At 61.7% G+C, this 21,027-nt stretch carries 24 protein-coding genes, 1 pseudogene and 2 riboswitches; of the genes and pseudogenes, 19 read left to right on the forward strand and 6 right to left on the reverse strand.

The window, feature by feature from the left end; genetic code table 11:
• Window positions 1–98 precede the first annotated feature (98 nt).
• The 16 genes from dinG to ACFPB1_RS04550 all read left to right on the forward strand — a co-directional run bounded on the left by dinG (window position 99) and on the right by ACFPB1_RS04550 (window position 16,857).
• Window positions 99–2,993 (forward strand): ATP-dependent DNA helicase DinG, encoded by a 2,895-nt coding sequence (dinG, locus tag ACFPB1_RS04475; protein ID WP_379222318.1) that lies wholly within the window; start codon window positions 99–101, stop codon window positions 2,991–2,993.
• Window positions 2,990–3,649 carry a redox-sensing transcriptional repressor Rex gene (locus ACFPB1_RS04480; protein ID WP_379222320.1) on the forward strand — a complete coding sequence of 220 codons (660 nt, stop codon included), beginning with the start codon at window positions 2,990–2,992 and terminating at the stop codon, window positions 3,647–3,649. Before dinG ends, ACFPB1_RS04480 begins: the two co-directional genes overlap by 4 nt.
• On the forward strand, window positions 3,630–4,931 hold the full coding sequence (locus ACFPB1_RS04485) for an amidohydrolase (RefSeq protein ID WP_379222322.1): 1,302 nt from the start codon (window positions 3,630–3,632) through the stop codon (window positions 4,929–4,931). Before ACFPB1_RS04480 ends, ACFPB1_RS04485 begins: the two co-directional genes overlap by 20 nt.
• Window positions 4,932–4,963: 32 nt before the next feature.
• On the forward strand, window positions 4,964–5,452 hold the full coding sequence (locus ACFPB1_RS04490) for a DUF5590 domain-containing protein (RefSeq protein WP_379222324.1): 489 nt from the start codon (window positions 4,964–4,966) through the stop codon (window positions 5,450–5,452).
• Between the two features lie 123 nt (window positions 5,453–5,575).
• The gene (locus ACFPB1_RS04495; RefSeq protein WP_379222326.1) at window positions 5,576–6,112 is read left to right on the forward strand and encodes a hypothetical protein; all 537 of its coding nucleotides are present in this window, start codon (window positions 5,576–5,578) and stop codon (window positions 6,110–6,112) included.
• Window positions 6,105–7,625: an AAA family ATPase gene (locus tag ACFPB1_RS04500; RefSeq protein ID WP_379222328.1), complete on the forward strand. Its 1,521-nt coding sequence runs from the start codon at window positions 6,105–6,107 to the stop codon at window positions 7,623–7,625. The genes ACFPB1_RS04495 and ACFPB1_RS04500 overlap by 8 nt, the downstream gene beginning before the upstream one ends.
• A gap of 92 nt (window positions 7,626–7,717) precedes the next feature.
• The gene (locus ACFPB1_RS04505) at window positions 7,718–8,593 is read left to right on the forward strand and encodes a 3-hydroxyacyl-CoA dehydrogenase family protein (protein ID WP_379222331.1); all 876 of its coding nucleotides are present in this window, start codon (window positions 7,718–7,720) and stop codon (window positions 8,591–8,593) included.
• A complete protein-coding gene (locus ACFPB1_RS04510) occupies window positions 8,590–9,798 on the forward strand; it encodes an acetate/propionate family kinase (protein WP_379222333.1) in 1,209 nt (402 codons plus the stop codon). Before ACFPB1_RS04505 ends, ACFPB1_RS04510 begins: the two co-directional genes overlap by 4 nt.
• 37 nt (window positions 9,799–9,835) lie before the next feature.
• Window positions 9,836–11,131 (forward strand): asparagine--tRNA ligase, encoded by a 1,296-nt coding sequence (gene asnS / locus ACFPB1_RS04515; RefSeq protein WP_379222335.1) that lies wholly within the window; start codon window positions 9,836–9,838, stop codon window positions 11,129–11,131.
• Window positions 11,132–11,185: 54 nt separating this feature from the next.
• Window positions 11,186–11,899 carry a DnaD domain protein gene (locus ACFPB1_RS04520; RefSeq protein ID WP_379222337.1) on the forward strand — a complete coding sequence of 238 codons (714 nt, stop codon included), beginning with the start codon at window positions 11,186–11,188 and terminating at the stop codon, window positions 11,897–11,899.
• A 122-nt stretch (window positions 11,900–12,021) separates the two neighbouring features.
• Window positions 12,022–12,131: riboswitch (TPP riboswitch) on the forward strand.
• Between the two features lie 268 nt (window positions 12,132–12,399).
• A complete protein-coding gene (locus tag ACFPB1_RS04525; protein WP_379222340.1) occupies window positions 12,400–13,491 on the forward strand; it encodes an ABC transporter substrate-binding protein in 1,092 nt (363 codons plus the stop codon).
• Between the two features lie 3 nt (window positions 13,492–13,494).
• Window positions 13,495–13,797 carry a thiamine-binding protein gene (locus ACFPB1_RS04530; RefSeq protein WP_379222342.1) on the forward strand — a complete coding sequence of 101 codons (303 nt, stop codon included), beginning with the start codon at window positions 13,495–13,497 and terminating at the stop codon, window positions 13,795–13,797.
• Window positions 13,787–14,563: an ABC transporter permease gene (locus ACFPB1_RS04535; protein ID WP_379222344.1), complete on the forward strand. Its 777-nt coding sequence runs from the start codon at window positions 13,787–13,789 to the stop codon at window positions 14,561–14,563. The genes ACFPB1_RS04530 and ACFPB1_RS04535 overlap by 11 nt, the downstream gene beginning before the upstream one ends.
• On the forward strand, window positions 14,560–15,336 hold the full coding sequence (locus ACFPB1_RS04540) for an ABC transporter ATP-binding protein (RefSeq protein ID WP_379222346.1): 777 nt from the start codon (window positions 14,560–14,562) through the stop codon (window positions 15,334–15,336). Before ACFPB1_RS04535 ends, ACFPB1_RS04540 begins: the two co-directional genes overlap by 4 nt.
• 36 nt (window positions 15,337–15,372) lie before the next feature.
• Complete coding sequence (locus ACFPB1_RS04545) at window positions 15,373–16,191, forward strand: TatD family hydrolase (protein WP_379222348.1); 819 nt, start codon at window positions 15,373–15,375, stop codon at window positions 16,189–16,191.
• A gap of 222 nt (window positions 16,192–16,413) precedes the next feature.
• Window positions 16,414–16,857: a Fur family transcriptional regulator gene (locus ACFPB1_RS04550; RefSeq protein ID WP_379222350.1), complete on the forward strand. Its 444-nt coding sequence runs from the start codon at window positions 16,414–16,416 to the stop codon at window positions 16,855–16,857.
• 195 nt (window positions 16,858–17,052) lie between these two features.
• Here the strand turns inward: ACFPB1_RS04550 and ACFPB1_RS04555 are convergent, their stop codons facing one another.
• From ACFPB1_RS04555 to ACFPB1_RS04565, 3 genes and pseudogenes are all read right to left on the reverse strand, one after another.
• Window positions 17,053–17,646: an MBL fold metallo-hydrolase gene (locus ACFPB1_RS04555; RefSeq protein ID WP_379222353.1), complete on the reverse strand. Its 594-nt coding sequence runs from the start codon at window positions 17,644–17,646 to the stop codon at window positions 17,053–17,055.
• Between the two features lie 21 nt (window positions 17,647–17,667).
• Window positions 17,668–17,799 (reverse strand): hypothetical protein, encoded by a 132-nt coding sequence (locus ACFPB1_RS04560; protein ID WP_379222355.1) that lies wholly within the window; start codon window positions 17,797–17,799, stop codon window positions 17,668–17,670.
• 111 nt (window positions 17,800–17,910) lie between these two features.
• Window positions 17,911–18,219 (reverse strand): annotated as a pseudogene (locus ACFPB1_RS04565) (hypothetical protein); the annotation flags it as partial.
• Window positions 18,220–18,589: 370 nt separating this feature from the next.
• On the opposite strand from ACFPB1_RS04565, the gene ACFPB1_RS04570 reads away from it, so the two are divergent.
• Window positions 18,590–18,784: a hypothetical protein gene (locus ACFPB1_RS04570; protein ID WP_379222357.1), complete on the forward strand. Its 195-nt coding sequence runs from the start codon at window positions 18,590–18,592 to the stop codon at window positions 18,782–18,784.
• Window positions 18,785–18,932: 148 nt separating this feature from the next.
• Here the strand turns inward: ACFPB1_RS04570 and ACFPB1_RS04575 are convergent, their stop codons facing one another.
• Both ACFPB1_RS04575 and ACFPB1_RS04580 read right to left on the reverse strand, forming a co-directional pair.
• The gene (locus ACFPB1_RS04575; protein ID WP_379222359.1) at window positions 18,933–19,097 is read right to left on the reverse strand and encodes a hypothetical protein; all 165 of its coding nucleotides are present in this window, start codon (window positions 19,095–19,097) and stop codon (window positions 18,933–18,935) included.
• Between the two features lie 31 nt (window positions 19,098–19,128).
• The gene (locus ACFPB1_RS04580) at window positions 19,129–19,599 is read right to left on the reverse strand and encodes a hypothetical protein (protein ID WP_379222361.1); all 471 of its coding nucleotides are present in this window, start codon (window positions 19,597–19,599) and stop codon (window positions 19,129–19,131) included.
• Window positions 19,600–19,961: 362 nt separating this feature from the next.
• Between ACFPB1_RS04580 and ACFPB1_RS04585 the strand changes: the two genes are divergently transcribed.
• Window positions 19,962–20,192, forward strand: a complete 231-nt coding sequence (locus ACFPB1_RS04585) for a hypothetical protein (RefSeq protein ID WP_379222364.1) — start codon at window positions 19,962–19,964, stop codon at window positions 20,190–20,192.
• 27 nt (window positions 20,193–20,219) lie between these two features.
• Window positions 20,220–20,293: riboswitch (cyclic di-GMP riboswitch) on the forward strand.
• Window positions 20,294–20,311: 18 nt separating this feature from the next.
• Entirely contained in the window at window positions 20,312–20,479 is a 168-nt protein-coding gene (locus ACFPB1_RS04590; RefSeq protein ID WP_379222366.1) for a hypothetical protein, read from the forward strand.
• A gap of 89 nt (window positions 20,480–20,568) precedes the next feature.
• On the opposite strand, the gene ACFPB1_RS04595 is transcribed toward ACFPB1_RS04590, so the two are convergent.
• Entirely contained in the window at window positions 20,569–20,886 is a 318-nt protein-coding gene (locus ACFPB1_RS04595) for a metal-sulfur cluster assembly factor (RefSeq protein WP_379222368.1), read from the reverse strand.
• Between the last annotated feature and the right edge of the window lie 141 nt (window positions 20,887–21,027).

Consider the following 21,027-nt stretch of genomic DNA (forward strand, 5'->3'; position numbering starts at 1 on the left):
ACGCGCTGCGCCCGGCCGGCGCCGGCCGGGCTGCCCGGTCACGCGCCGCGCTTGCCGGGAGCAGCCGTTTTTGCTTGTTTGGGGAGGATACGTACCGGATGAATTACGCCGTATTGGATTTGGAAACGACCGGCCACGGCGCCGGAGACGATATTATACAGGTTGGGCTCGTCCTGATGGACGAGGACATGAAGGTCGTGCGGACGTACAGCTCGTTCGTCAAGCCGGCCATTTCGATCCCGGCCTTCATTACGGGCTTGACCGGTATCGATGACGCGACGGTAGCGGATGCCCCGGAGCTGGAGGAAGTGCTGCTCGAGGTCGTGCCGCTGCTCTCCGACGCCGTGCTCGTCGCGCATAACGTCGGCTTCGACGCCGGATTTCTGAACGCGGCGCTCGACCGCTGCGGGTACGTGGCGTTCGACGGACGGCGGCTCGACACGATCGACCTGCTGCGCATCTTGTATCCGACGCTGACGACCTATCAACTAGGCGCGGTGACGGAGCTATTCGGCATTGAACACGATCAGCATCATCGCGCGGACAGCGACGCCATGGCTACGGCGGAGCTGTTCGCTGCGTGCTGCCGCAAACTGGAAGGCCTTCCGTTGCTGACGCTGCAGCGGGTGGCTCAGCTGCTCGGCGACGAGACCGACGATCTCGGCTGGTTCGTCTCGCGATTCGCGACTCGCAAGGAGATGGCCTCGGCGATCGACATGGACGCGTTCGCGTACTTCCGGCAGTTCGCGATGAAGGCCGGCGACTGGACGGAGGAGCAGCATCCGCGCAGCGACGAGGACGCGGCCGCCGCAGCCGCCGATTGGACGTTCTCCGCATTTCTCAACCATCTCAAGCAAGGCATCGCCGCCGTCATTCCGGGCTACGAAGAACGGGAACCGCAGAACATGATGTTCCAGGAAGTCATCGACGCGCTCGAGGAAGAACGGCATCTGCTCATTGAAGCCGGCACGGGCACGGGCAAGTCGCTCGGCTATCTCATTCCGGCTCTCTACTATGGTGTCCAGCACAACAAGAAGATAGTCGTGAGCACGCATACAATCAATTTGCAGGAACAGCTGCGGTCGCGGGATTTGCCCCTGCTGCTCGCCGTCATGCCGTATCCGTTTAAAGCAGCCGTCTTCAAAGGGCGCGGTAATTACTTATGTCTGCGCAAGTTCGAGGGCAAAGTGAACATGCGCGACTTCGTCGCGCCGGCCGAGGACCGGATAACGGCTTCGCAAATGGTCGTCTGGCTCAGCGAAACGGAGCACGGCGACCAAGAAGAGCTGAACTTCGGCAATCGCGGCGCGGATTTCTGGAGCGCGGTCGCGAGCGATGCGGACTCCTGCTTGAACCGAAGCTGCCCGTGGTTCAAGCGCTGCTATTATCACCGCGCGAAGCAGGAAGCGAACCTCGCGGACGTCGTCATCACGAACCATTCCATGCTGTTCACGGATATCCGCGCGGATCACCGCTTGCTGCCGGGCTACGAGCACCTCATCCTGGACGAGGCACATCACCTGGAAGACGTCGCGGGCAAGCATCTCGGAACGCAGCTGTCGTACTACGCGATTCAGCAGCCGGTGTTCCGGCTCTGCAAGGATGCGCGGAACGGCCAGCTGATCGTGCTGAACAGCCGGCTGGCGCATGAGAACGTCGAACAGACTCAGAAGTGGCGCGAGGAAATCGACGAGGTGGTGCCGGTATTCGGCGAGCTGCGCGACGAATGGGACCGGCTGTTCGAGCTGCTGTACGCGCTCACGAGCGCGGGCGGCGGGGCGAAGAGCGCGGCTGCCGACGCGGCCGGCGGCGAGGGCGGGCAATACGTGCTGCGGCTTCGGGGCGGCAAGCTGCCGGAGCTGTGGAAGGAAGCCCAGCTGATCGAGGAAGCGGTGCACGGCTACTTGAGCCAAATCATCCGGCCGCTCGATAAGGTGTTCGCCGCCATCAAAGAGGAGATCGACGATCCCGCCATCGCGGCGCTCGTCACCGACCTTAGCGGCACCGTGAAGGATTTGGCCCGGGCGAGAGACGATCTGCGCCAGTTCATCAAGGCGGATAAGGCGGATACGGTGTACTGGCTGGAGGCGAACGCCAATTCCCGGGCGAAATCGGTGCAGCTGTACGCCGTGCCCGCGGACGTCAGCAGCCAGCTGCGCACCTATTTCTTCGACACGAAGCGCAGCGTCATCTTGACGTCGGCCACGCTGTCCGTGCAGAAATCGTTTCAATACGCATGCGAGCAGCTCGGCCTGGCCGGCGAGGAAGAGGCGGGGCGGCTGAAGACCGTTCAGCTCCCGTCGCCGTTCAATTACCGGGAGCAGGCGCTCGTCATCATCCCGCGCAATTTCCCGGTGTTGAAAGGCGCGTCCGGAGACCCGATGTTCATGGAGAAGCTCGTCGCGTCGCTGACGGAGACGGCCGTCGGCACACATGGCCGGATGCTCGTCCTGTTCACGTCGTACAAAATGCTGAAGCAGGCGTACGAGCCGCTGAAAGAAGCGCTGTCGGAACATGGCATTCAGGTCTTGGGGCAGGGGATCGACAGCAGCAACCGCAGCAAGCTGACGCGCCGCTTCCAGCAGCAGGCCGCTTCGATCCTCCTCGGGACGAGCAGCTTCTGGGAAGGCGTCGACATTCCCGGCGACGCGCTGACGTGCCTCGCCATCGTCCGGCTGCCCTTCCAGCCGCCGAACCATCCGCTCGTCGAAGCCAAGTCGGAGCTGCTGCAGGAGCAGAAGCAGAACCCGTTCATGAAGCTGTCTATCCCGCAGGCGGTCATCCGCTTCAAGCAGGGCTTCGGCCGGCTGGTCCGGACGGCGAAGGACCGCGGCATCGTCCTTATTTACGATACTCGCGTCATCGATACCTATTACGGCAAATATTTTCTGTACTCGCTTCCGGGCCCGAAGATCGAAACGATGCACGTTGACCAAATCGTGCCGCGGATGCACGAGTGGCTGGCCTCGCGCGAAGAAGGAGTGGAAACATGAAACCGATGAAAATTTCCGAGGCCGTCGTTCGCAGACTTCCCGTGTACTTGCAGGTATTGAACGACTTGAGCGCACGGGATGTCCAGACGGTTTCATCGCAGGAGCTCGGCAACCGGCTCGATCTCAATCCTGCTCAAATCCGCAAGGATCTGGCATACTTCGGCGATTTCGGCCGCAAAGGAATCGGCTACGACGTGACGTACCTGATCGAGAAGATCCGGCAAATCCTGAAGCTCGACCAACCGCTCAACGTCGCGCTCGTCGGCGCCGGCAACCTCGGCCGGGCGCTATGCAATTACAACACGTATTTAAAGGATAATATGAAGATCACGGCGGTGTTCGACGTGCATCCGTCGATGATCGGCACGTCCATCAACGGGCTGACCGTATTGCCGATGGAGAAGTTGAAGGAGACGATCGTCGAGCGACATATCCGGATCGGTATTATCACGGTACCGGCCGTCGAAGCGCAGAACGTCGCAGACCGGTTCGTCGACGCCGGCGTCGACGGCATCCTGAATTTCGCGCCGACCATTCTCCGCGTGCAGGACGGCGTGCGGATCCACTATGCGAATTTCACGACCGAACTAATGAGCCTCGCGTATTATTTGGACGAAGAAGGAGAAGAGAACGAAAATGAAGCGGATCTGGATTAAAGACGGCGCCTTCGTCACGATGGACGACGTTCGTCCCGTGGTCTACGGCCATATGGTCGTAGAAGGCGATACCATCCTATACTTAAGCGAAGAGACGCCGGACCCCGCGCCGGAAGGCGCCGAAATTATCGACGGACGCGGCTATGTCTTCATGCCCGGCCTCGTCAATACGCACGGCCATGCCGCCATGTCGCTGCTGCGCGGCTATTCGGACGATGAAACGCTGCAGGTATGGCTGGAGCAGAAGATGTGGCCGATGGAAGGCAAGTATACGGACGAAGACGCCCGATGGGGGACAGCGCTGGCCGTCAGCGAGATGCTCCGCTCCGGCACGACGACATTCGTTGACATGTACGACCGGATGCATCTGGTCGCCGAAGTGGCGGAGCAGTCCGGCATCCGCGCGCTGCTGACGCGCGGTGTCATCGGCTTGTGCCCGCCCGACGTGCAGACCGCCAAGCTGAACGAAGCGACGCGGTTCGCGCAGGAATGGAATGGCCGGGCGAACGGCCGCATTCGGACGATGCTGTCCCCGCATGCGCCTTATACGTGCCCGCCCGATTATATCGCGCGCATCGTGGAAGCGGCGCATGAGCTGGATCTCCCGCTCCACACCCACATGTCGGAGACGGCCGCCGAGGTGCAGCGCAATGTCCTCGATTACGGCTGCCGTCCCGTCGAGCATCTGGACAAGCTCGGCTTCTTCTCGCGGCCGGCGCTGGTGGCGCACGCGGTGCATCTGACGGACGACGAGATCGCCCTGCTCGCGGAGCGCGGCGTCAGCGTCTCACACAATCCAGCGAGCAACCTGAAGCTGGCGAGCGGCGTGGCGCGCGTGCCGGATATGCTGCGCTTGGGCGTGACCGTCGGTCTCGGCACGGACAGCGCGGCGAGCAACAACAACCTCGACCTGTTCGACGAGATCCGCTTGGCGGCGCTGATCCATAAAGGCGTCTCCGGCGACCCGACCGCCGTTCCCGCTTGGGAAGCGCTGAAGCTCGGCACCGTCTCCGGCGCCCGCGCGATCTGGCAGGAGGGACGGATCGGCCAACTGAAGGAAGGCATGAAAGCCGACTTCATCGCGCTCGATATCGAACAGCCGCATTTCTACCCGCGGACCGATCTCGTCTCCCATCTGGTATACGCGGGAACGGGACGGGACGTGCGCCATGTCTGGGTCGACGGCGTTCGGGTCGTCAAGGACGGCGCTTGCGTCTTCCTCGATGAGGCGCGGATCAGGGCTGAGGCGCAGCGCTGCTTCGAAAGGCTGTTAACGAGCTGATGCGCGTCAACCGGTTCAAGAGAGCGCCGTTCATGACGACGGGCCGCTGGATCGCGCTGCTCGTCGTCGTGCTCGCGCTGCTGCTCGTCGCCTTCAACGCCTACTATCGTTACGTGCAGGCGCCGGTGTGGAAGGCGGAGGACGCCGCAGAGGCCGACGCGAAGAAGCGCAGCGGATTGAAAGACATTACCGGTTCGTATTCGTACGTCTGGGACGAGCCGGTATGGGTCGTCAAGGGCAAGGACGAGAGCGGCGCGGCCGCATACGCTTGGCTCAAGAAGGATGAAGCCATCACGCTCAAGGCGAGCGAAGGCCAAACGAAGGATGACATCAAAGCGGCGTTCCTGCTGCAGAAGCCGGACGCCGACATCGCCCACATCCGCCTCGGCCTGTTCGGCGGCGAGCCGGTGTGGGAAGTGTTTTATTCGCGCAAGCAAAGCGGCGTCGTGTATCATTTCTACGACTTCTACCGGTTTCGCGACGGGTCGCTGATCGTCATGTACAAGCTGCCGGCCCAATAGCCGACAGGCAGGCCTGCCAGCATTCCCCGGCTCCTGAACTCCGTGGATTATGATATACTTTCGTATAGCAACGTTGATAGACGAAAGTATAGCATATCCAAGGATGAAGGGAGCTTTTTTGCCATGAAAATACGTCCGTTGCCGATCGTGCTGACGGCTGTCATATCCGCCGCCCTGCTGACTGGCGGGTGGTTCATGTACCGCAACGAAGCCAACCTGAAGCCGCTCGACCGGATCGCAACCGGCACGCCGGGCGTCATGAACGCCAAGCCCGTCATCGGCCGCGATGCCATCACCGTGAATCTGACGCTCGACCGGGATGCGAATCTCCGGCAAATATACGATGCGATCGCCACGAAAGGCGATGCCATCATCGGTTCCAAGACGCTGAAGCTGAACATCAAGCCTTCGGGCTCGTCCGCGAAGCTGGACGACGTGTGGTCTTCCATGCTCTTCAAGGTCGCCCAGGCGATGGATCATCGCGAATACGCGGCGATCCCGGCCGCCATGACAGAGGCGCAGGCCGAACATCCCGGCATTCAAGCCGTGTCCGAGATGGACGACGCGAACGTCTACATTACGCTGAAAGACGGCCAGTCGGTCAAATACGTCGTGCTTCCGCGCGAAGCCAATACGATTGGAGCGTGGCCAAATGCTTAGATACGGCAAGGAAATGCTGATCGGGTTCGTCCCGGTCTTGATTTTGTTTCTTCAGTTCGCGGCAGGCATCAACATCATGCCGCTCGTCCTGCTGGCGGTCATCGCCGGCGGGCTGATCTACATGGCCCGTTCGCGCGGCAATCTGGCGACGGTCGGCGGCGAGCGCAAAAGCAAGCCGCGTCCGCTTAAACCGATGTCGTTCGATGAAATCGGCGGACAGGATCGGGCGAAGCAGGAGCTGATCGAAGCGCTCGATTTTCTCGTGCATGTCGACCAAATTTCGAAATTCGGCATTCGCCCGCTGAAAGGCATTCTGCTGACGGGACCTCCGGGCACGGGTAAGACGCTGATGGCGAAAGCCGCCGCCAGTTACACGGATTCCGTCTATATCGGCGCGTCGGGCTCGGAGTTCGTGGAGATGTACGTCGGCGTCGGCGCGAGCCGGATCCGCGATTTGTTCAAGGAGGCGCGCCAGAAGGCCGCCAAGCAGGGCAAATCCAGCGCCGTCATCTTCATCGATGAGATCGACGTCATCGGCGGCAAGCGGGACGGCGGGCAGCAGCGCGAATACGACCAGACGCTCAACCAGCTGCTGACTGAGCTCGACGGCATTCACACGACGGACACGCCGCGCATCTTGCTCATCGGCGCGACGAACCGCAAGGAGATGCTCGACGCGGCGCTGCTTCGTCCGGGACGATTCGACCGGCATATCGCCGTCGACCTGCCGGATAAGAAAGGCCGCGAGCACATTCTGAATCTGCATGCCCGCAACAAGCCGATCGATCCGGACAGCGTGAACCTCGGGAAAATCGCGGAGGAGTCGTTCGGCTTCTCCGGCGCGCAGCTCGAGAGCGTCATGAACGAAGCGGCCATCTACGCGATGCGCGAGGATGGCGAGGTAATCTGCCAGCGGCACTTGTCCATGGCGATCGACAAAGTCATGATGGGCGAGCGGACGGACCGCGAAGCTACGAACGAGGAGCGGGAGCGCGTCGCGCTCCACGAGCTCGGCCACGCGATCGCGGCGGAGCTCGTCCGTCCCGGCAGCGTTTCGCAAGTCGCGCTGCTGCCGCGGGGCGGGGCTCTCGGCTACGTCCGCCACAATCCGCAGCAGGACAAATATTTGTACACGAAGCAGTTCCTCGAGGGCCAGATCATGATCGCGCTCGGCGGCGCCGCGGCCGAAGAGATGTTTTACGGCGAACGGAGCACGGGTTCGCGCGGCGACTTCGAGCAGGCGATGAACATCGTCCGCTCGATGGTGGAGTCGGGGTTGACGGAGCTCGGCATCGTCGACGGTTCCATGATGACGCCGGACAAATGGGCGGCCGTGACGGGCAGCGTGCTGAACGAGCTGATGCATCGCGTCAAAGGGCTGCTCGAGGCGCACCGGAACGTGTTCCTCTCGGCGCTCGACGTGCTGATCAAGGAAGAAACGCTGAGCGGCGACCGGTTCCGCGCGCTGCTGCGGCAGCTGACCGCGGAGCGTCCCGAGGCGCTCGCGCAATGATAGGTATCGCTTAAGAAGGCGGATGCGGATCCGCCTTCTTATTTGCGCGCAAAAACGGTATACTAGAAGATGAAATTTGGAGGTGTGCTTGATTGACTGCAGTACGAAAAGTCGGCGTAGTAGGCGCCGGAACGATGGGGCAGAGCATCTGCGAGATGCTCGCCGCCAATGGGCTTGACGTGTATATGGCCGAGCTGAACGAAGAACGGCTCGCGCATGCCCTGAACATGATCGAATTAAGCTTGGACAAGCAGATGGAACGGTGGGCGGTGACGGCGGCGGAGAAGAAGCTCGTCCTAAGCCGCATTCATCCGAAGACGACGCTGAACGAGCTGCAGTCTTGCGAGCTGGTCATCGAGACGATCACGGAAGACTTGGACAGCAAATTGGCGATCTTCAACGAACTGGACGCCGTCTGCCCGCCCGACGTCATCCTGGCGAGCAACACGTCGACGCTCAGCTTGACGGAGCTCGCGAGCGTGACGTCCAATCCGGACCGCGTCATCGGCATGCATTTCGTCTATCCCGTCAACCGGGCGGATCTCGTGGAGATCGTGCGCGGGCTCAAGACGAGCGACGACGTGTTCGAACGGACGAAGCGGTTCGTGGAATCGACGATACATAAGAAGGGCGTCATGGTGTTCGAATCGCCGGGCTTCGTCACGACCCGGCTGATCTGCCTGTTCATCAACGAGGCGCTTCATGTCCTGGAGGAGGGCGTCGCGTCGGCGGAAGACATCGACAGCGCGATGCGGATCGGCTACGCGTTCCAGCACGGGCCGTTCGAGATGGCCGACCGGTTCGGGCTCGATGCCGTGCTGGCCGCGCTGGAGCGGATGTTCCGCGAGTACGGCGAGCTCAAGTACCGGCCGTCGTTCATTTTGAAAAAAATGGTGCGCGGCGGCCAGCTCGGCGTCAAGAGCGGGCGCGGCTTCTTCGAATACGACAAGGACGGTGGACGGGTATGATCATCCTGGTCATGAACGCCGGCAGTTCTTCGCTGAAGTACCAGCTGTATAATATGGAAGAAGAAGCGGTGCTGGCCCAGGGGCGCGTGGAACGGATCGGCATGGACGCGTCGATTCTCGTGCACGAGCCGGCGGGGCGGCCGGAAGTGAACGAAGTGAGCGAAATCCTGGATCATAATACGGCGGTGCGCCGGGTGATCGACATGCTGACGCATAAGGAGCACGGCGTGCTGCTGTCCATGAAGGAGATCGACGCCGTCGGCCATCGCGTCGTGCACGGCGGCGAAAGCTTCAAGGCGTCGACGCTCGTCACGGAAGACGTGAAGAAGGAGATCCGCCGCCTGTTCGACCTGGCGCCGCTGCACAACCCGCCGGCGATGATGGGCATCGCCGCGGTGGAATACAACCTGCCGAGCGTGCCGCAGGCCGTCGTCTTCGACACGGCGTTCCACCAGTCGATGCCGCAGGAGACGTTCCTGTATCCCATCCCGATGGTGCTCTACCGCCGTCATAAGATCCGTCGCTACGGCTTCCACGGCACGTCCCACGACTACGTCAGCAAGGCGGCGGCGGAGACGCTCGGCCAGCCGCTCGAGTCGCTCAAGCTCGTGACCTGCCACATCGGCAACGGCGCGAGCTGCGCTGCGATCCTGCACGGCAAGTCGTTCGATACGAGCATGGGGCTGACGCCGCTCGAAGGGCTCATGATGGGCACGCGCAGCGGCGATCTCGATCCCGCCATCGTGCCGTTCACGATGAACAAGGAAGAGCTGACGCTGAACGAGGTCAACTCCATGCTGAACAAGCACAGCGGGCTGCTCGCGATCAGCGGGATCGGCAGCGACATGCGCGAGATCGTTGAAGCGATGGAAGACGGCGACAAGCAAGCGAAGCTGGCGTTCGACATGTACACGTACCGGCTGCGCAAGTACATCGGCGCCTATGCCGCCGGCATGAACGGCCTTGACGCGATCGTGTTCACCGCGGGCGTGGGCGAGAACTCCGTCGCGGTGCGCAAGGCGGTGTGCGAGAACCTGTCGTTCCTCGGCATCGAGCTCGACGAGGCGCGCAACGCGGTCCGCTCGAAGGAAGCGCGGTTCATCACGACCGACGACTCCCGCGTCAAGGCGCTGGTCGTGCCGACGAACGAGGAGCTGCTCATCGCCCGAGACACGTACCGGCTCGCGAAAATAATCAAAGAATAGCGTGACATTGAAGACATTTAACGGAGGACGATAAACGATGAAAACCTTAACGACGATCGGACAATTGAAAGACGCGGTCGGCCAGTCCGTCTGGATCGGCTGCTGGCTGAACGGCAAGCGCTCGAGCGGCAAAATCCAATTTCTGCAGCTGCGGGACGGCACGGGCTACGTGCAGGGCGTCGTCGTGAAGAGCGAAGTGGCGGAGGGCGTCTGGGACGCCGCGAAGGAGCTGACGCAGGAGAGCTCGCTGTACGTGAAAGGCATCGTGCGGGAAGAGCCGCGGAGCCAATCCGGTTACGAGCTGACGGTGGAGGGGATCGAGGTCATCCAGATTTCGCACGACTACCCGATCACGCCGAAGGAGCATGGCGTCGACTTCCTGATGGACCGCCGCCACCTGTGGCTGCGCGCGCCGAAGCAGCGCGCCATTCTCGTCATCCGCGCGGAGATCATCCGCTCGATCCAGCAATTCTTCGACGAGCGCAGCTTCACGCTGGTGGACCCGCCGGTGCTGACGCCGTCCTCGTGCGAAGGGACGACGAACTTGTTCCATACCAAATACTTCGACGAAGACGCGTATTTGACGCAAAGCGGCCAGCTATACATGGAAGCGGCGGCGATGGCGCTCGGCAAGGTGTACTCGTTCGGGCCGACGTTCCGGGCGGAGAAATCGAAGACGCGCCGCCACCTGATCGAATTTTGGATGATCGAGCCGGAGATGGCGTTCGTCGACCACGAAGAGAACCTGCGCGTACAGGAGCAGTTCGTCTCCTTCGTCGTGCAGAACGTCCTGAAGAACTGCCGCAAGGAGCTGGAGATGATCGGCCGCGATGTGAGCAAGCTGGAGGCCGTTCAGGCGCCGTTCCCGCGTATCACGTACGACGAAGCGATCGCGTATCTGCAGAAGCAGGGCCACGAGATCCAATGGGGCGAGGATTTCGGCGCGCCGCACGAGACGGCCATCGCCGAGATGTACGACCGTCCGGTGTTCATCACGCACTATCCGACGTCGTTCAAGGCGTTCTACATGAAGCCGGATCCGAACCGGCCGGAAGTCGTGCTGTGCGCGGACATGATCGCACCGGAAGGGTACGGCGAAATCATCGGGGGCTCGCAGCGGATCGACGATCCCGAGCTGCTGGCGGAGCGCTTCGCGGAGCATGAACTGTCCACGGAGGCGTACCAATGGTACCTCGACCTGCGCAAATACGGCACGGTGCCGCATTCCGGCTTCGGCCTCGGCCTCGAGCGGACCGTCGCGTGGATTTGCGGGCTCGACCACGTACGCGAGACGATCCCGTTCCCGCGGATGCTGTACCGCCTGTATCCGTAATCGCCGGACGCACCGGGCATCGGTTAGGCCAGGCAAGGGGGAGGAATACGGCCGGTGAAACAAGACATGTGGAAAGCGTACGCGCGCGGGATGGCGGCGGCCATGAACGGCGGCAGCGTCGTCGTTCCCGCCGGTCTGCTGCGCGCTTACCGCGGCGTCGGCCTGTCCGACGCGGATATGATGCTGATGCTGCAGCTGATGCTGTTCCGGCAGGTGGAGGGCGTTGATTTCCCGACGCCCGAGCAGCTGGCGGAGCGGCTCGGCATCGCGCCGAAGGCGGCGCACGGGCAGCTTGGCCGCTTGATCAAGGAAGGGCTGCTCGCGATCGACGAAGAGGCCGATCCCGTCAGCGGCATCGTCATCGAGCGGTACAATTGGACAGGCTTCCTGATTCGAGGCGCCGAATGGCTGGCGGACGAAGCGCGCCGCTCGGTCGGCGCCGAGCGGGAGGCGCAATCCGGACGGTCGTCCGCAGCGCAGCCGGATGCGGCGGAGTGGACGAAGCCGGCGGATTTGTACACGGCGTTCGAGCAGGAATTCGGCCGGCCGCTGTCGCCGATGGAATGCGAGACGATCAGCGCTTGGGTCGACCAGGACCGGTATCCGGACGAGCTGATCCGGTTTGCGCTCAAGGAGGCGGTATTCGCCGGCAAGCTGCATTTCCGGTACATCGACCGGATCTTGATCGAGTGGAGCCGCAACCGCGTCACGAATACCGACGAGGCCAAGGCGCATACGCAGAAATTTCGTAACGGCCGGGGGTCTTGACCCCCGGTTTTTTTTGCGTTGAACGGAGCAGCTCCGGGCTCATTCCCGCCGTACGGGCTTTTTTCCCGGAGGGGGTGCCAATTTGGCGGAGGGTCTGCTATAATTAGCACGTTGCAACCAATCGAATAGCGACGGGGAGCTGGGCAAGGCCGGCTGAGAGGAGATTCCGTACGATCTCGACCCTAGACCTGATCTGGATAATGCCAGCGTAGGAACCGCGTACAATTGCTTGGCGCACGCCGTGGCACGGCGTCGTGGCAAGCCGTAAGCAGCTGATAGAGGCATCCTCCGGACGGGGGATGCTTTTTTGGTTCTTGTTCGGTTCATTCGGGGAGAACCGGCGCGCGACGCCAGGCGCGGCCTGATGCCGCTGCGGCGTTCGGGACACGATAGATAGCAAACGACGGGAATCCGAGTGGCGCAGATCACGATTCGGAGCAGCATGGATTCGCACGATTATCCGCAGCCCGGTACGAGGGCAGGCGAGGGGGAGAAACAAGATGAGACACAAAGCTAGACGGGGCGGCTGGACGGCCGCGCTGACGACGGTGCTGATCGCGGCATTGGCATTGGCCGGCTGCGGCGCCAAGAACGATGAGGGGAACGCGGGAAATGCCGCGAACGGCGCGGGGAACGCTGGCTCGAACGCGTCCGCGAGCGGCGGCAACGCTTCGGCGGGAGACGCGCTGAAGGAGATCAAGGTCGTGCTCGACTGGACGCCGAACACGAATCATACGGGTCTGTACGTGGCCCGCGACAAAGGCTTTTTCGAGCAGCACGGCTTGAAGGTCGATATCATCCAGCCCGGCGAAGCGGGCGCGGACACCATGATCGCGACGGGCGCCGCCGACTTCGGCGTCAGCTACCAGGAAGGCGTCACGCAGGCGCGGATCCAAGGCGTGCCGCTCGTCTCGCTCGCGGCGGTCATTCAGCATAACACCTCGGGCTTCGCGTCGCCGGCGGACAAGAACATCACGTCGCCGAAGGCGTTCGAGGGCAAGACGTACGGCGGCTGGGGCTCGCCCGCGGAGCCGGCGGTCATCGAGTCGCTGATGCAGGAAGACAAGGGCGACTTCAAGAAGGTTAAGATCGCCAACATCGGCGACGCCGATTTCTTCACGGCGACGAAGAAGAACATCGACTTCGCATGGATTTTCTACGGCTGGGACGGGGTCGCGGCCGAGTTGAAGGGCGAGAAGATCAACATGGTCTACTTGACCGACTACAGCGACAAGCTGGACTACTACACGCCGGTGCTGGCGACGAACGAGAAGATGATCGCCGAGCATAAGGACACCGTCGAAGCGTTCATGGCGGCCGCGTCCGAAGGCTATCAATTCGCGATCGATCATCCGGACGAAGCCGCGGACGTGCTGATCAAGGCCGTGCCCGAGCTGAACGCGGATCTCGTCCGCGCCAGCCAGAAATGGCTCAGCCCGCGCTATCAGTCGGACGCGCCGCGCTGGGGCGAGCAGAAGCTGACGGTGTGGAAAAATTACGCCGAATGGATGTACGACCATAAGCTGCTCGACAAGCCGCTCGACGCCGAGAAAGCCTTCACCAACGACTTCCTGCCGGAAAAGGAGAACTGATCTATGGCCAACGCACTGCTGAGCATTCAAATTTTGCCGCGCACCCCGAACGGGGAAAGCGTCATTCCGTACGTCGACCGCGCCATCGATGTCATCAAGGCGTCAGGGGTGCCGTACCGCGTCGCGCCGCTCGAGACGACGATGGAGGGGGAGCTGGACAAGCTGCTCGCCATCGTGCAGGAGATGAACGGCGCCATGGCGGAGATGGGCTGCCCGTCGATCATCTCGCAGATCAAAGTGTATTATGTGCCGGCAGGCACTGCGTCGATGGACGCCCTGCTGGAGAAATATCCGGATGGGCAATAAACGAGCCCTCCTGCTGCCGCCAGCGATTGTCATGGCGGCTCTTCTGCTGCTTTGGCAGGGGGCGGTCTGGCTCTTCGGGACGGAGGCGTACGTCCTGCCTGCGCCGTCCGCCATCGCCAAGCAGGCGATGGACTCCGCGCCGCTGCTGGCGCATCATATGCGGGCGACGCTCGGCATCACGCTGCTCGGCTTCGGCATCGGTGCGGCGGCAGGATTTCTGATCGCCGCGCTGCTGCACGTGCTGCCCTGGGTGCGCGCGGGATTCTACCCGCTGCTGGTGCTGAGCCAGAACGTGCCGGTCATGGCGATCGGCCAACTGCTCGTGCTCTGGTTCGGCTTCGGCGCCTTGCCGCGCGTCATCCTGATCGCGCTTGTCACGTTTTTTCCCATCGCGGTGGCGACGATGACGGGGCTGTCGAAGAGCGACGGCAAGCTGTACGACTACATGCGCATGATCGGCGCCTCCCGCAGCCAGCTGTTCTGGCGGCTGGAGCTGCCGGGCGCCGTGCCGCATCTGTTCTCGGGCCTCAAGATCGCCGCGTCCTACGCCGTCATCAGCGCCATCTACGCGGAGGCGATCGGCGCGGACAGCGGCCTCGGCTATTTCATGCTGATCGCGCAGCACGGCTTCGAGACCGCGAAAGTATTCGCCGCCATCGGCGTGATCGTACTGCTCAGCCTGGCGTTGTTCGGCGCCATCGCGCTAGCAGAGCGGCTTCTCGCGCGCGGCGCGGCGCATAGGCGAAGGGAGGGACGGCCATCGTGAGCGCCGTATTGGAAGTTCGGGCGTTGTCCAAGCGGTTCCCCGGGAAGCGGGGAACGCCGGAGAAGGCGGTGCTAGGCGGCGTGTCGTTCCGCGTGGACGAAGGCGAGTTCGTCACGCTGATCGGTCCGTCCGGCAGCGGCAAGACGACGTTGTTTCACTTAATCGGCGGTTTGGAAATGCCGACGTCGGGCGATATTCTGCTGCACGGCCGCAGTACGGTCGGCACGCGCGGCCGGATCGCGTACATGCCGCAGCAGGCGTCCCTCATGCCGTGGCTCACCGTGTCCGCGAACATCGAGCTTTCGCTGACGATCGCCGGCCTCGGCAAGCGCGAAGCGCGCGGGCTCGCCCGCGACTGGCTGGCCCGGATCGGGCTGGAGGCAGCCGCGGACCAATATCCGGACGTGCTCTCCGGCGGCATGCAGCAGCGGGTCTCCTTCCTGAGGGCGCTGCTGTCCCCGCAGCGTCTCATGTGCCTGGACGAGCCGTTCAGCGCGCTCGATGCGCTCACCCGGCAGCATATGCAAGCCTGGCTGCTCTCCCTATGGGAGAGTAATCGCCGCTCCGTGCTGTTCGTCACGCACAGCATCGAGGAGGCGCTGCTGCTGTCCGACCGGATCCTGGTGCTGTCGGCGGCACCGGCATCGATCGTCCGCGAGGTGGCCGTGCCTTTCCCGCGGCCGCGCTCGGAAGCGCTGTGGAGCGATCCGGCATTCATCCGGCTGAAGCAGGAGCTGTACGACATGCTGCGGCCCGAATCGGCCCGCGGTTGAATCCCTCATTGGAAGCGTCGGAAAGGAGGCGGCATCATGAGTCATATGCGGCATGACGGCCGATGGGCGGATGCCCACATTCATCTGGATATGTACGAGGAGCATGAGCGAGAGCCGCTTCTGCGTCGCGCGTTCGGCGAAGGCGGCGTCGCGGCCGTCGTCGCCGTCTCGATGCATCTGCGCTCCTGCGAGACGAACCGCCGGCTGGCACGGCTGTATCCGGGGCGAGTCCATCCCGCGTACGGTTTCCATCCGGAGCAGCCGCTGCCGCTGGAGGCCGAGCTGGACGCGCTGGTCGCCTGGATCGCGGCGCGCGCGGCGGAGGGCGAAGCGTTCGCGGTCGGCGAGGTCGGCCTGCCGTATTATGCGCGCACGGAAGCCGAGGCGGCGGGCCGCCGTTTCGACGAAGCGCCATATGCCGCGCTGCTTGAACGGTTCGTCCGGCTGGCTGCCGAGCTGGATCGGCCGATCGTGCTGCACGCGGTGTACGAGGATGCGGCGAAGGCCTGCGAGCTGCTGGAACGCTATGGGGTCCGGCGCGCGCATTTCCACTGGTTCAAGGGACCGGAAGCGACGGTGCGGCGCATGATCGCAAGCGGGTACGCGGTATCCGTCACGCCGGACGTGCTCTACGAAGCGGAGATCCGCGAACTGGTCCGGATCTACCCTCTCGGGCTGTTGATGACGGAGACGGACGGGCCGTGGCCGTTCGAAGGTCCGTTCGCGGGACGGCGCACCGCGCCGGAGATGGTGCGCCGGGTCGCGGAAGAGATCGCGGCGATCAAGAGCTTGCCTGTGCCGGAGACGGAGAATCGTCTGCTAGCCAACGCGCTGGCGTTCTACGGGTTGTCTTGAGCCTGCGCGCCGTGCCGCGCGCGGGTGCGCGATGTACGCGCCGTGCCGCGGGCCAAGCAGTGCAATCGCGCTTTCCGGGGAGGCCGGAAGGGCTTTTATTGGGTGCGATGCGCAATTTGGTCCAAAAATGATGAATCGTCGGGGAAATATGCTACACTATCACTATCATCTCATGACGCGGTCGCCGGCGATCCGGCGGTCCGTACAGGAAGGGCGAGGAACATGGCCGAAGCACAGCACCAGCACCAAGATCCCGTGAAGCAGATGATCGGGATCATGACCGCCAACGGCTGGCGGATCACGGAGCAGCGGCGGGAGCTGGCGGAAATCTTCTCTCGGGCGGAAGGATATTTATCCCCGAAGGACGTCTACGATCAAATGGCGGTCGCCTACCCCGGCGTAAGCTTCGATACGGTTTACCGCAATTTGCGGCTGCTGAGCGAGATGGGAGCGCTCGAGCAGTTTTATTTCATGGACGGCGGGCTGAAATTCCGGGCCAGCTGTCTCGATCACCACCACCACCATCTGATTTGCATCAACTGCGAGAAAACGCTGACGTTCGAGTACTGCCCGATGGAGCAGCAGCTCGACCTGCCCGGCAATTTCAAGATCATCAATCACCGCTTCGAGGTGTTCGGCGTCTGCGAGGCGTGCCGGAAAGAGTAGGCGCGCGGCGGCGGGCGGATTCGGAAGTGCGGGCGCCCGGTCTTGAGCGCGAATCCTTAAGCGGCTGCGCACGACAAAACAGCGCCGCGGATCCCTTCTCATGGAAGGGACCGCGGCGCTGTTTGCGTTACGCGTTAAGGAGCGGCTTGACGGGACGGCGGCGGCCGGGACGATCGGTCTGCTGCCGCGCGTGGTTTAGGCAAGCAGCTCGCGAAGCTGCGCCTGCGCGTCGCCCTTGAAATAACCGCCGTGGTAGCAGACGACGCCTGCGATATCGAGCCCGGCCAGCTGCTGAAGCGAACGGCGTGCCTGCTCGTGGTGGATGTTCAGCGGAGCGTCCGGCAGCCGCAGGCGGCCATCCTCGAGCATGAGCGCGTCGCCGGCGATCAACGTCCGGCTCGGCCGGTGATACAGGCTGACATGCCCGGGCGTATGACCGGGCGTATCCAGTACGTCGACGTCCTCGAGCGGCGCATTGGCTTCGCCATAGCCGATCAGGCGGTCGACCGGTCCGTGCGGCGGATGCAGCAGCGCATGGCGGAAGGCGGCGCGCTTGTCGTCCGGCATTTCCGGCGGCAGGGCGGCAACGGCCGCTTCGACGGCAGCCGGCGTGATTTTGAGGAGCAGCCGCTCGCCTTGAACGTAGGGCCGTTCGATGGCCGACGCCCACGTGACGGGACGCGCCGGCAAGCTGTCGCGCAGTGCCGGAAGCCCGCCGATGTGATCGATGTCCTGGTGGGTGAGCAGGATATCGGTCAGCGATTCGAGCGGGCGCCCCGCTTCCGCCATGGCTTCCCGCAGCAGTGGCAGCTAGCCCGGGTAGCCGGTATCGACGAGCAGGACGCGGCCGTCCCGCCAGAGCAAGGCCGGATAGACCGAAGTCATTCGTCCCATGACGACGGCGCGAAGTTCGAGCATGGCGATGCCATTTGCGATGATCATCAAAAAATCCCTCCGTATAGAAAGTCTCGAGGACCATCTTAATCGAAGGGATAGGGTTAGTCAATATATAGAATTTCTATTATACCATAGAAAAAAATATTAGTCAATAGGTTATACGAGAAACATGGCGACGACCGTCGTCGCGGCCAAGCCGATCAGAACGGGCTTCAAATTGCGGCGCGCCAGCTCGAACGGGCTGACGCCGCATATCGCGGCGGCCGGTATGAGCGCCCACGGTATGAGCGTGCCGCCGCCGACCCATATCGCCGCGACTTGGCCTAGCGCCGTCAGCGTAGCCGCACCCGAGCCGATGGCCGACGCGAACAATTGCGCAACGGAACCGGCGAGCGAAATGCCGGAGAAGCCGGAGCCGTCCAGGCCGGTGATGGCGCCGGTCACGGCCAGTGTGACGGAGGCGACCGCCTGGTTCAACGGCAGGCCGTGCGGGTAGTACGCGCGCATCGCCTCCGTCATGACCGGATCCGTCAATCCATGTACCTTCAGCAGCCCGACTTCCGCATGCGGCCGAATCGAGCCCGTCCGGTCTAGGTGGAAGGCTTTCAATGTCGAACATCCCTTTCTGGTCATGAATTACGATGACTTCACATGAATTCCTTCCCAAGCTGCGTTTCCCTTCTATAACTTCCAGAAATTAGTATTGAAAAAATGGTAAATGAATCACTTTTTTGGATTTCCGCTATTTCCCTGTCTCCCGAACCATTTTGACGCTTGATGGGAACAAGCGTTCTGTTTTATACTTATAGAAAAGTTGATAACGGAGGGAACGGAGATGCCCGATAAATATGTGGGTATGGTCGTGACGATCATCTACTGCGATCGATCCGGCCGGATTACGCAGCGTCGGATTCGGGTGGATGCGGTTCAAGGGGAACGCGTCAAAGCGTTCGATCTGGAGAAGCGGGCGCCCCGCGTTTTTCGTATTGCGCACATTCTGGCCGTGATGCCGGACCAGCGCACCGCCTGACGGCGTCACGATATCGTCTCCGCGGCGGCGGATATAAGACAAAGCAACCCGTGTCCGGTTTACGTCGGCCGGACGCGAATTGCTTTGTGCTTGCTGCTTGATTTATTATATCGTCGTGGGGCGAGGCGGTTCGATCCGGCCGCGCCGGTTATTCTTCGATATACTTATCGACCGTGTCCAGGACTTCGCCCAGCTGCCGATGGCAGAACACGATGTCGTTTTGATTGTCGTCCGTCTTTTTCTTGACCGCGTTATAATTGTTTGAATGCTTAATAATCGTAAAGCCTCTGTAGTTTTCGTAGATCGTCCGCATGTTACCATCTCCTCGATGAATGATTTCGGGGTCAAGCAAGCTTGCTTAAGTGGGCGATGCCGATGATGCGCGAAGATTCCCAGGTCATGGTTTGCTGCAGGACCGTCAAGAAACAAGGCTCCGATCCGTTCGGCAATACGAATACGGGATTCTCGCCGAAGGACGTGCCCGGCAGGCGGAAGCCGCCGCGCTCCGGTTCGCCGCTTGGATCGAACGAGGTCTGAAGCGGCCGAATCGCGAGACGCATCCGTCCGAACACCTTGAATTGATGGCAGCAATCCGTCATTTCCGCGTCATGCCAATCCAACAATTCGACCCTTTCGATGAAGAAGACCAGCGGCTGGCCTTGTTCGCCGCGCAGCGTGATCCGGTTGGCATCGGCGTTGTCGGCGTTCAATTCGTAGGCTGCTTTCCGGACGGCTTCCTTTTTCGTTCTCGAAATGACCATGCGCGAAATAAGTGCTTCGAACGTCGCTTGGGAGGAGCATTCTCTCGTTTTCATAGGACGGGTTGCATTCTCCTTTGATCGTATCATGGATCATGAATGTTTTCGGAATAACAGCATTTTATTAAATCTTGGCTAAAAAGTACGTCGAACCGCAGGGGCGAGCCATCATTTGTTTTGTCGAATCGGCAATATCGCTGCTAAAGCCAGCGCCGCGAGAAGCGGGACAGCCCGGTACAGCCGGAAAATTCTAGGAGCACAGGAACGTTACCTTGTCAAGAAAAATTCGATGTACTAAATGAAGTTGATTTCGACAAAAATCGCCGACCTCGTTCGACAACTTCCTCGTCCGATTCTTGCTATGGTTAATGATGTCGGTTGTCATGAATGCCTTTGGCAGATGGGGGGAAGGGAAATTGATGAAGTTGGATTTAAGTGATATAATACAGCAGCTCGGAATTAGTTCAGTTAAATTCAACGCATGGAAAGATGCCGTGCTGGATGGCGAAGCAGCCCGTACAGAGACACAGGGCCGGGCGTTTGCGATCGTCATGGACGAAGAGACTAGCGAGGGCGAGGTCGAACAGATTCCGGAGGAGCATCCCGCGGATCCAGGCCGTTCGTTAGGGCAACGACTTCGTTTTCCTTAAGCATTCATCGCTTCCCGATCAAACGTATGCAAGACGAGGCAAAACCACTGAAAAGTGGTGACGCAAAGCTATAGGGGCTTCAATGCCAGCCAGCTGCCGGATGAGGAGGGAAAATGGCCGTGGTTGACATCGACAAGCATGTGCGAGACTTAGTCGACGCGCTTCATTTGGACGATGACATCATTCTGAAGCAATTCAATTTTGCACTGGGCGAACGGGAGTTGACGCGCGAAGAAGCGCTGCGGTTCCTGGCTTTTCTCCGAAGCGAATTGAACGCGAAACGATAAAGCCGCCATACCGGGCTCGACCGGAAGGCGGCTTTCGTTTTGCGCGCTGCCGCAGACCGCGGTCAGCGCGCAGGGCAGAGGCAAGTTCGTCAGTGCGCGGACTGGCGCAGCGCCCGAATCTCTTCGCGGGCATTGTCGTTCATCATCGCCGGCGTCCATTTCGGTTCCCATACCAAATGCACCTGCACGTCGTTCACGCCGTTCACGGACAAAGCCGCATGCTTCACGTCGCGGACAATCTCATCGGCGAGCGGACATTCCGGGATGGTCAGCGTCAGTCGAATGCTAGCGCTGCCGTTCGCCTCCGCTTCGATGCCGTACACCAGCCCCAAATCCACGATATTCGCTCCTACTTCGGGATCCTTGACTGCTTCCAACGCGGTCAGGATGGCGGATTCCAGTTCCACCGCTTACCCACTCCTTATGTTCGCATTGTTAATAGCATGTCCCGAGCATATCGAAGATATCTCCGCGGAACGTACGGCAGCCCATTCTTATCGAATGGCGGCCGCGGCAGAAGGATCTTCTGCCAACAAAAAAAGGCCGTC

It is taken from the genome of Paenibacillus sp. GCM10023250 (genome assembly GCF_042653205.1).
In the GTDB taxonomy this organism is placed as follows: domain Bacteria; phylum Bacillota; class Bacilli; order Paenibacillales; family Paenibacillaceae; genus Paenibacillus_Z.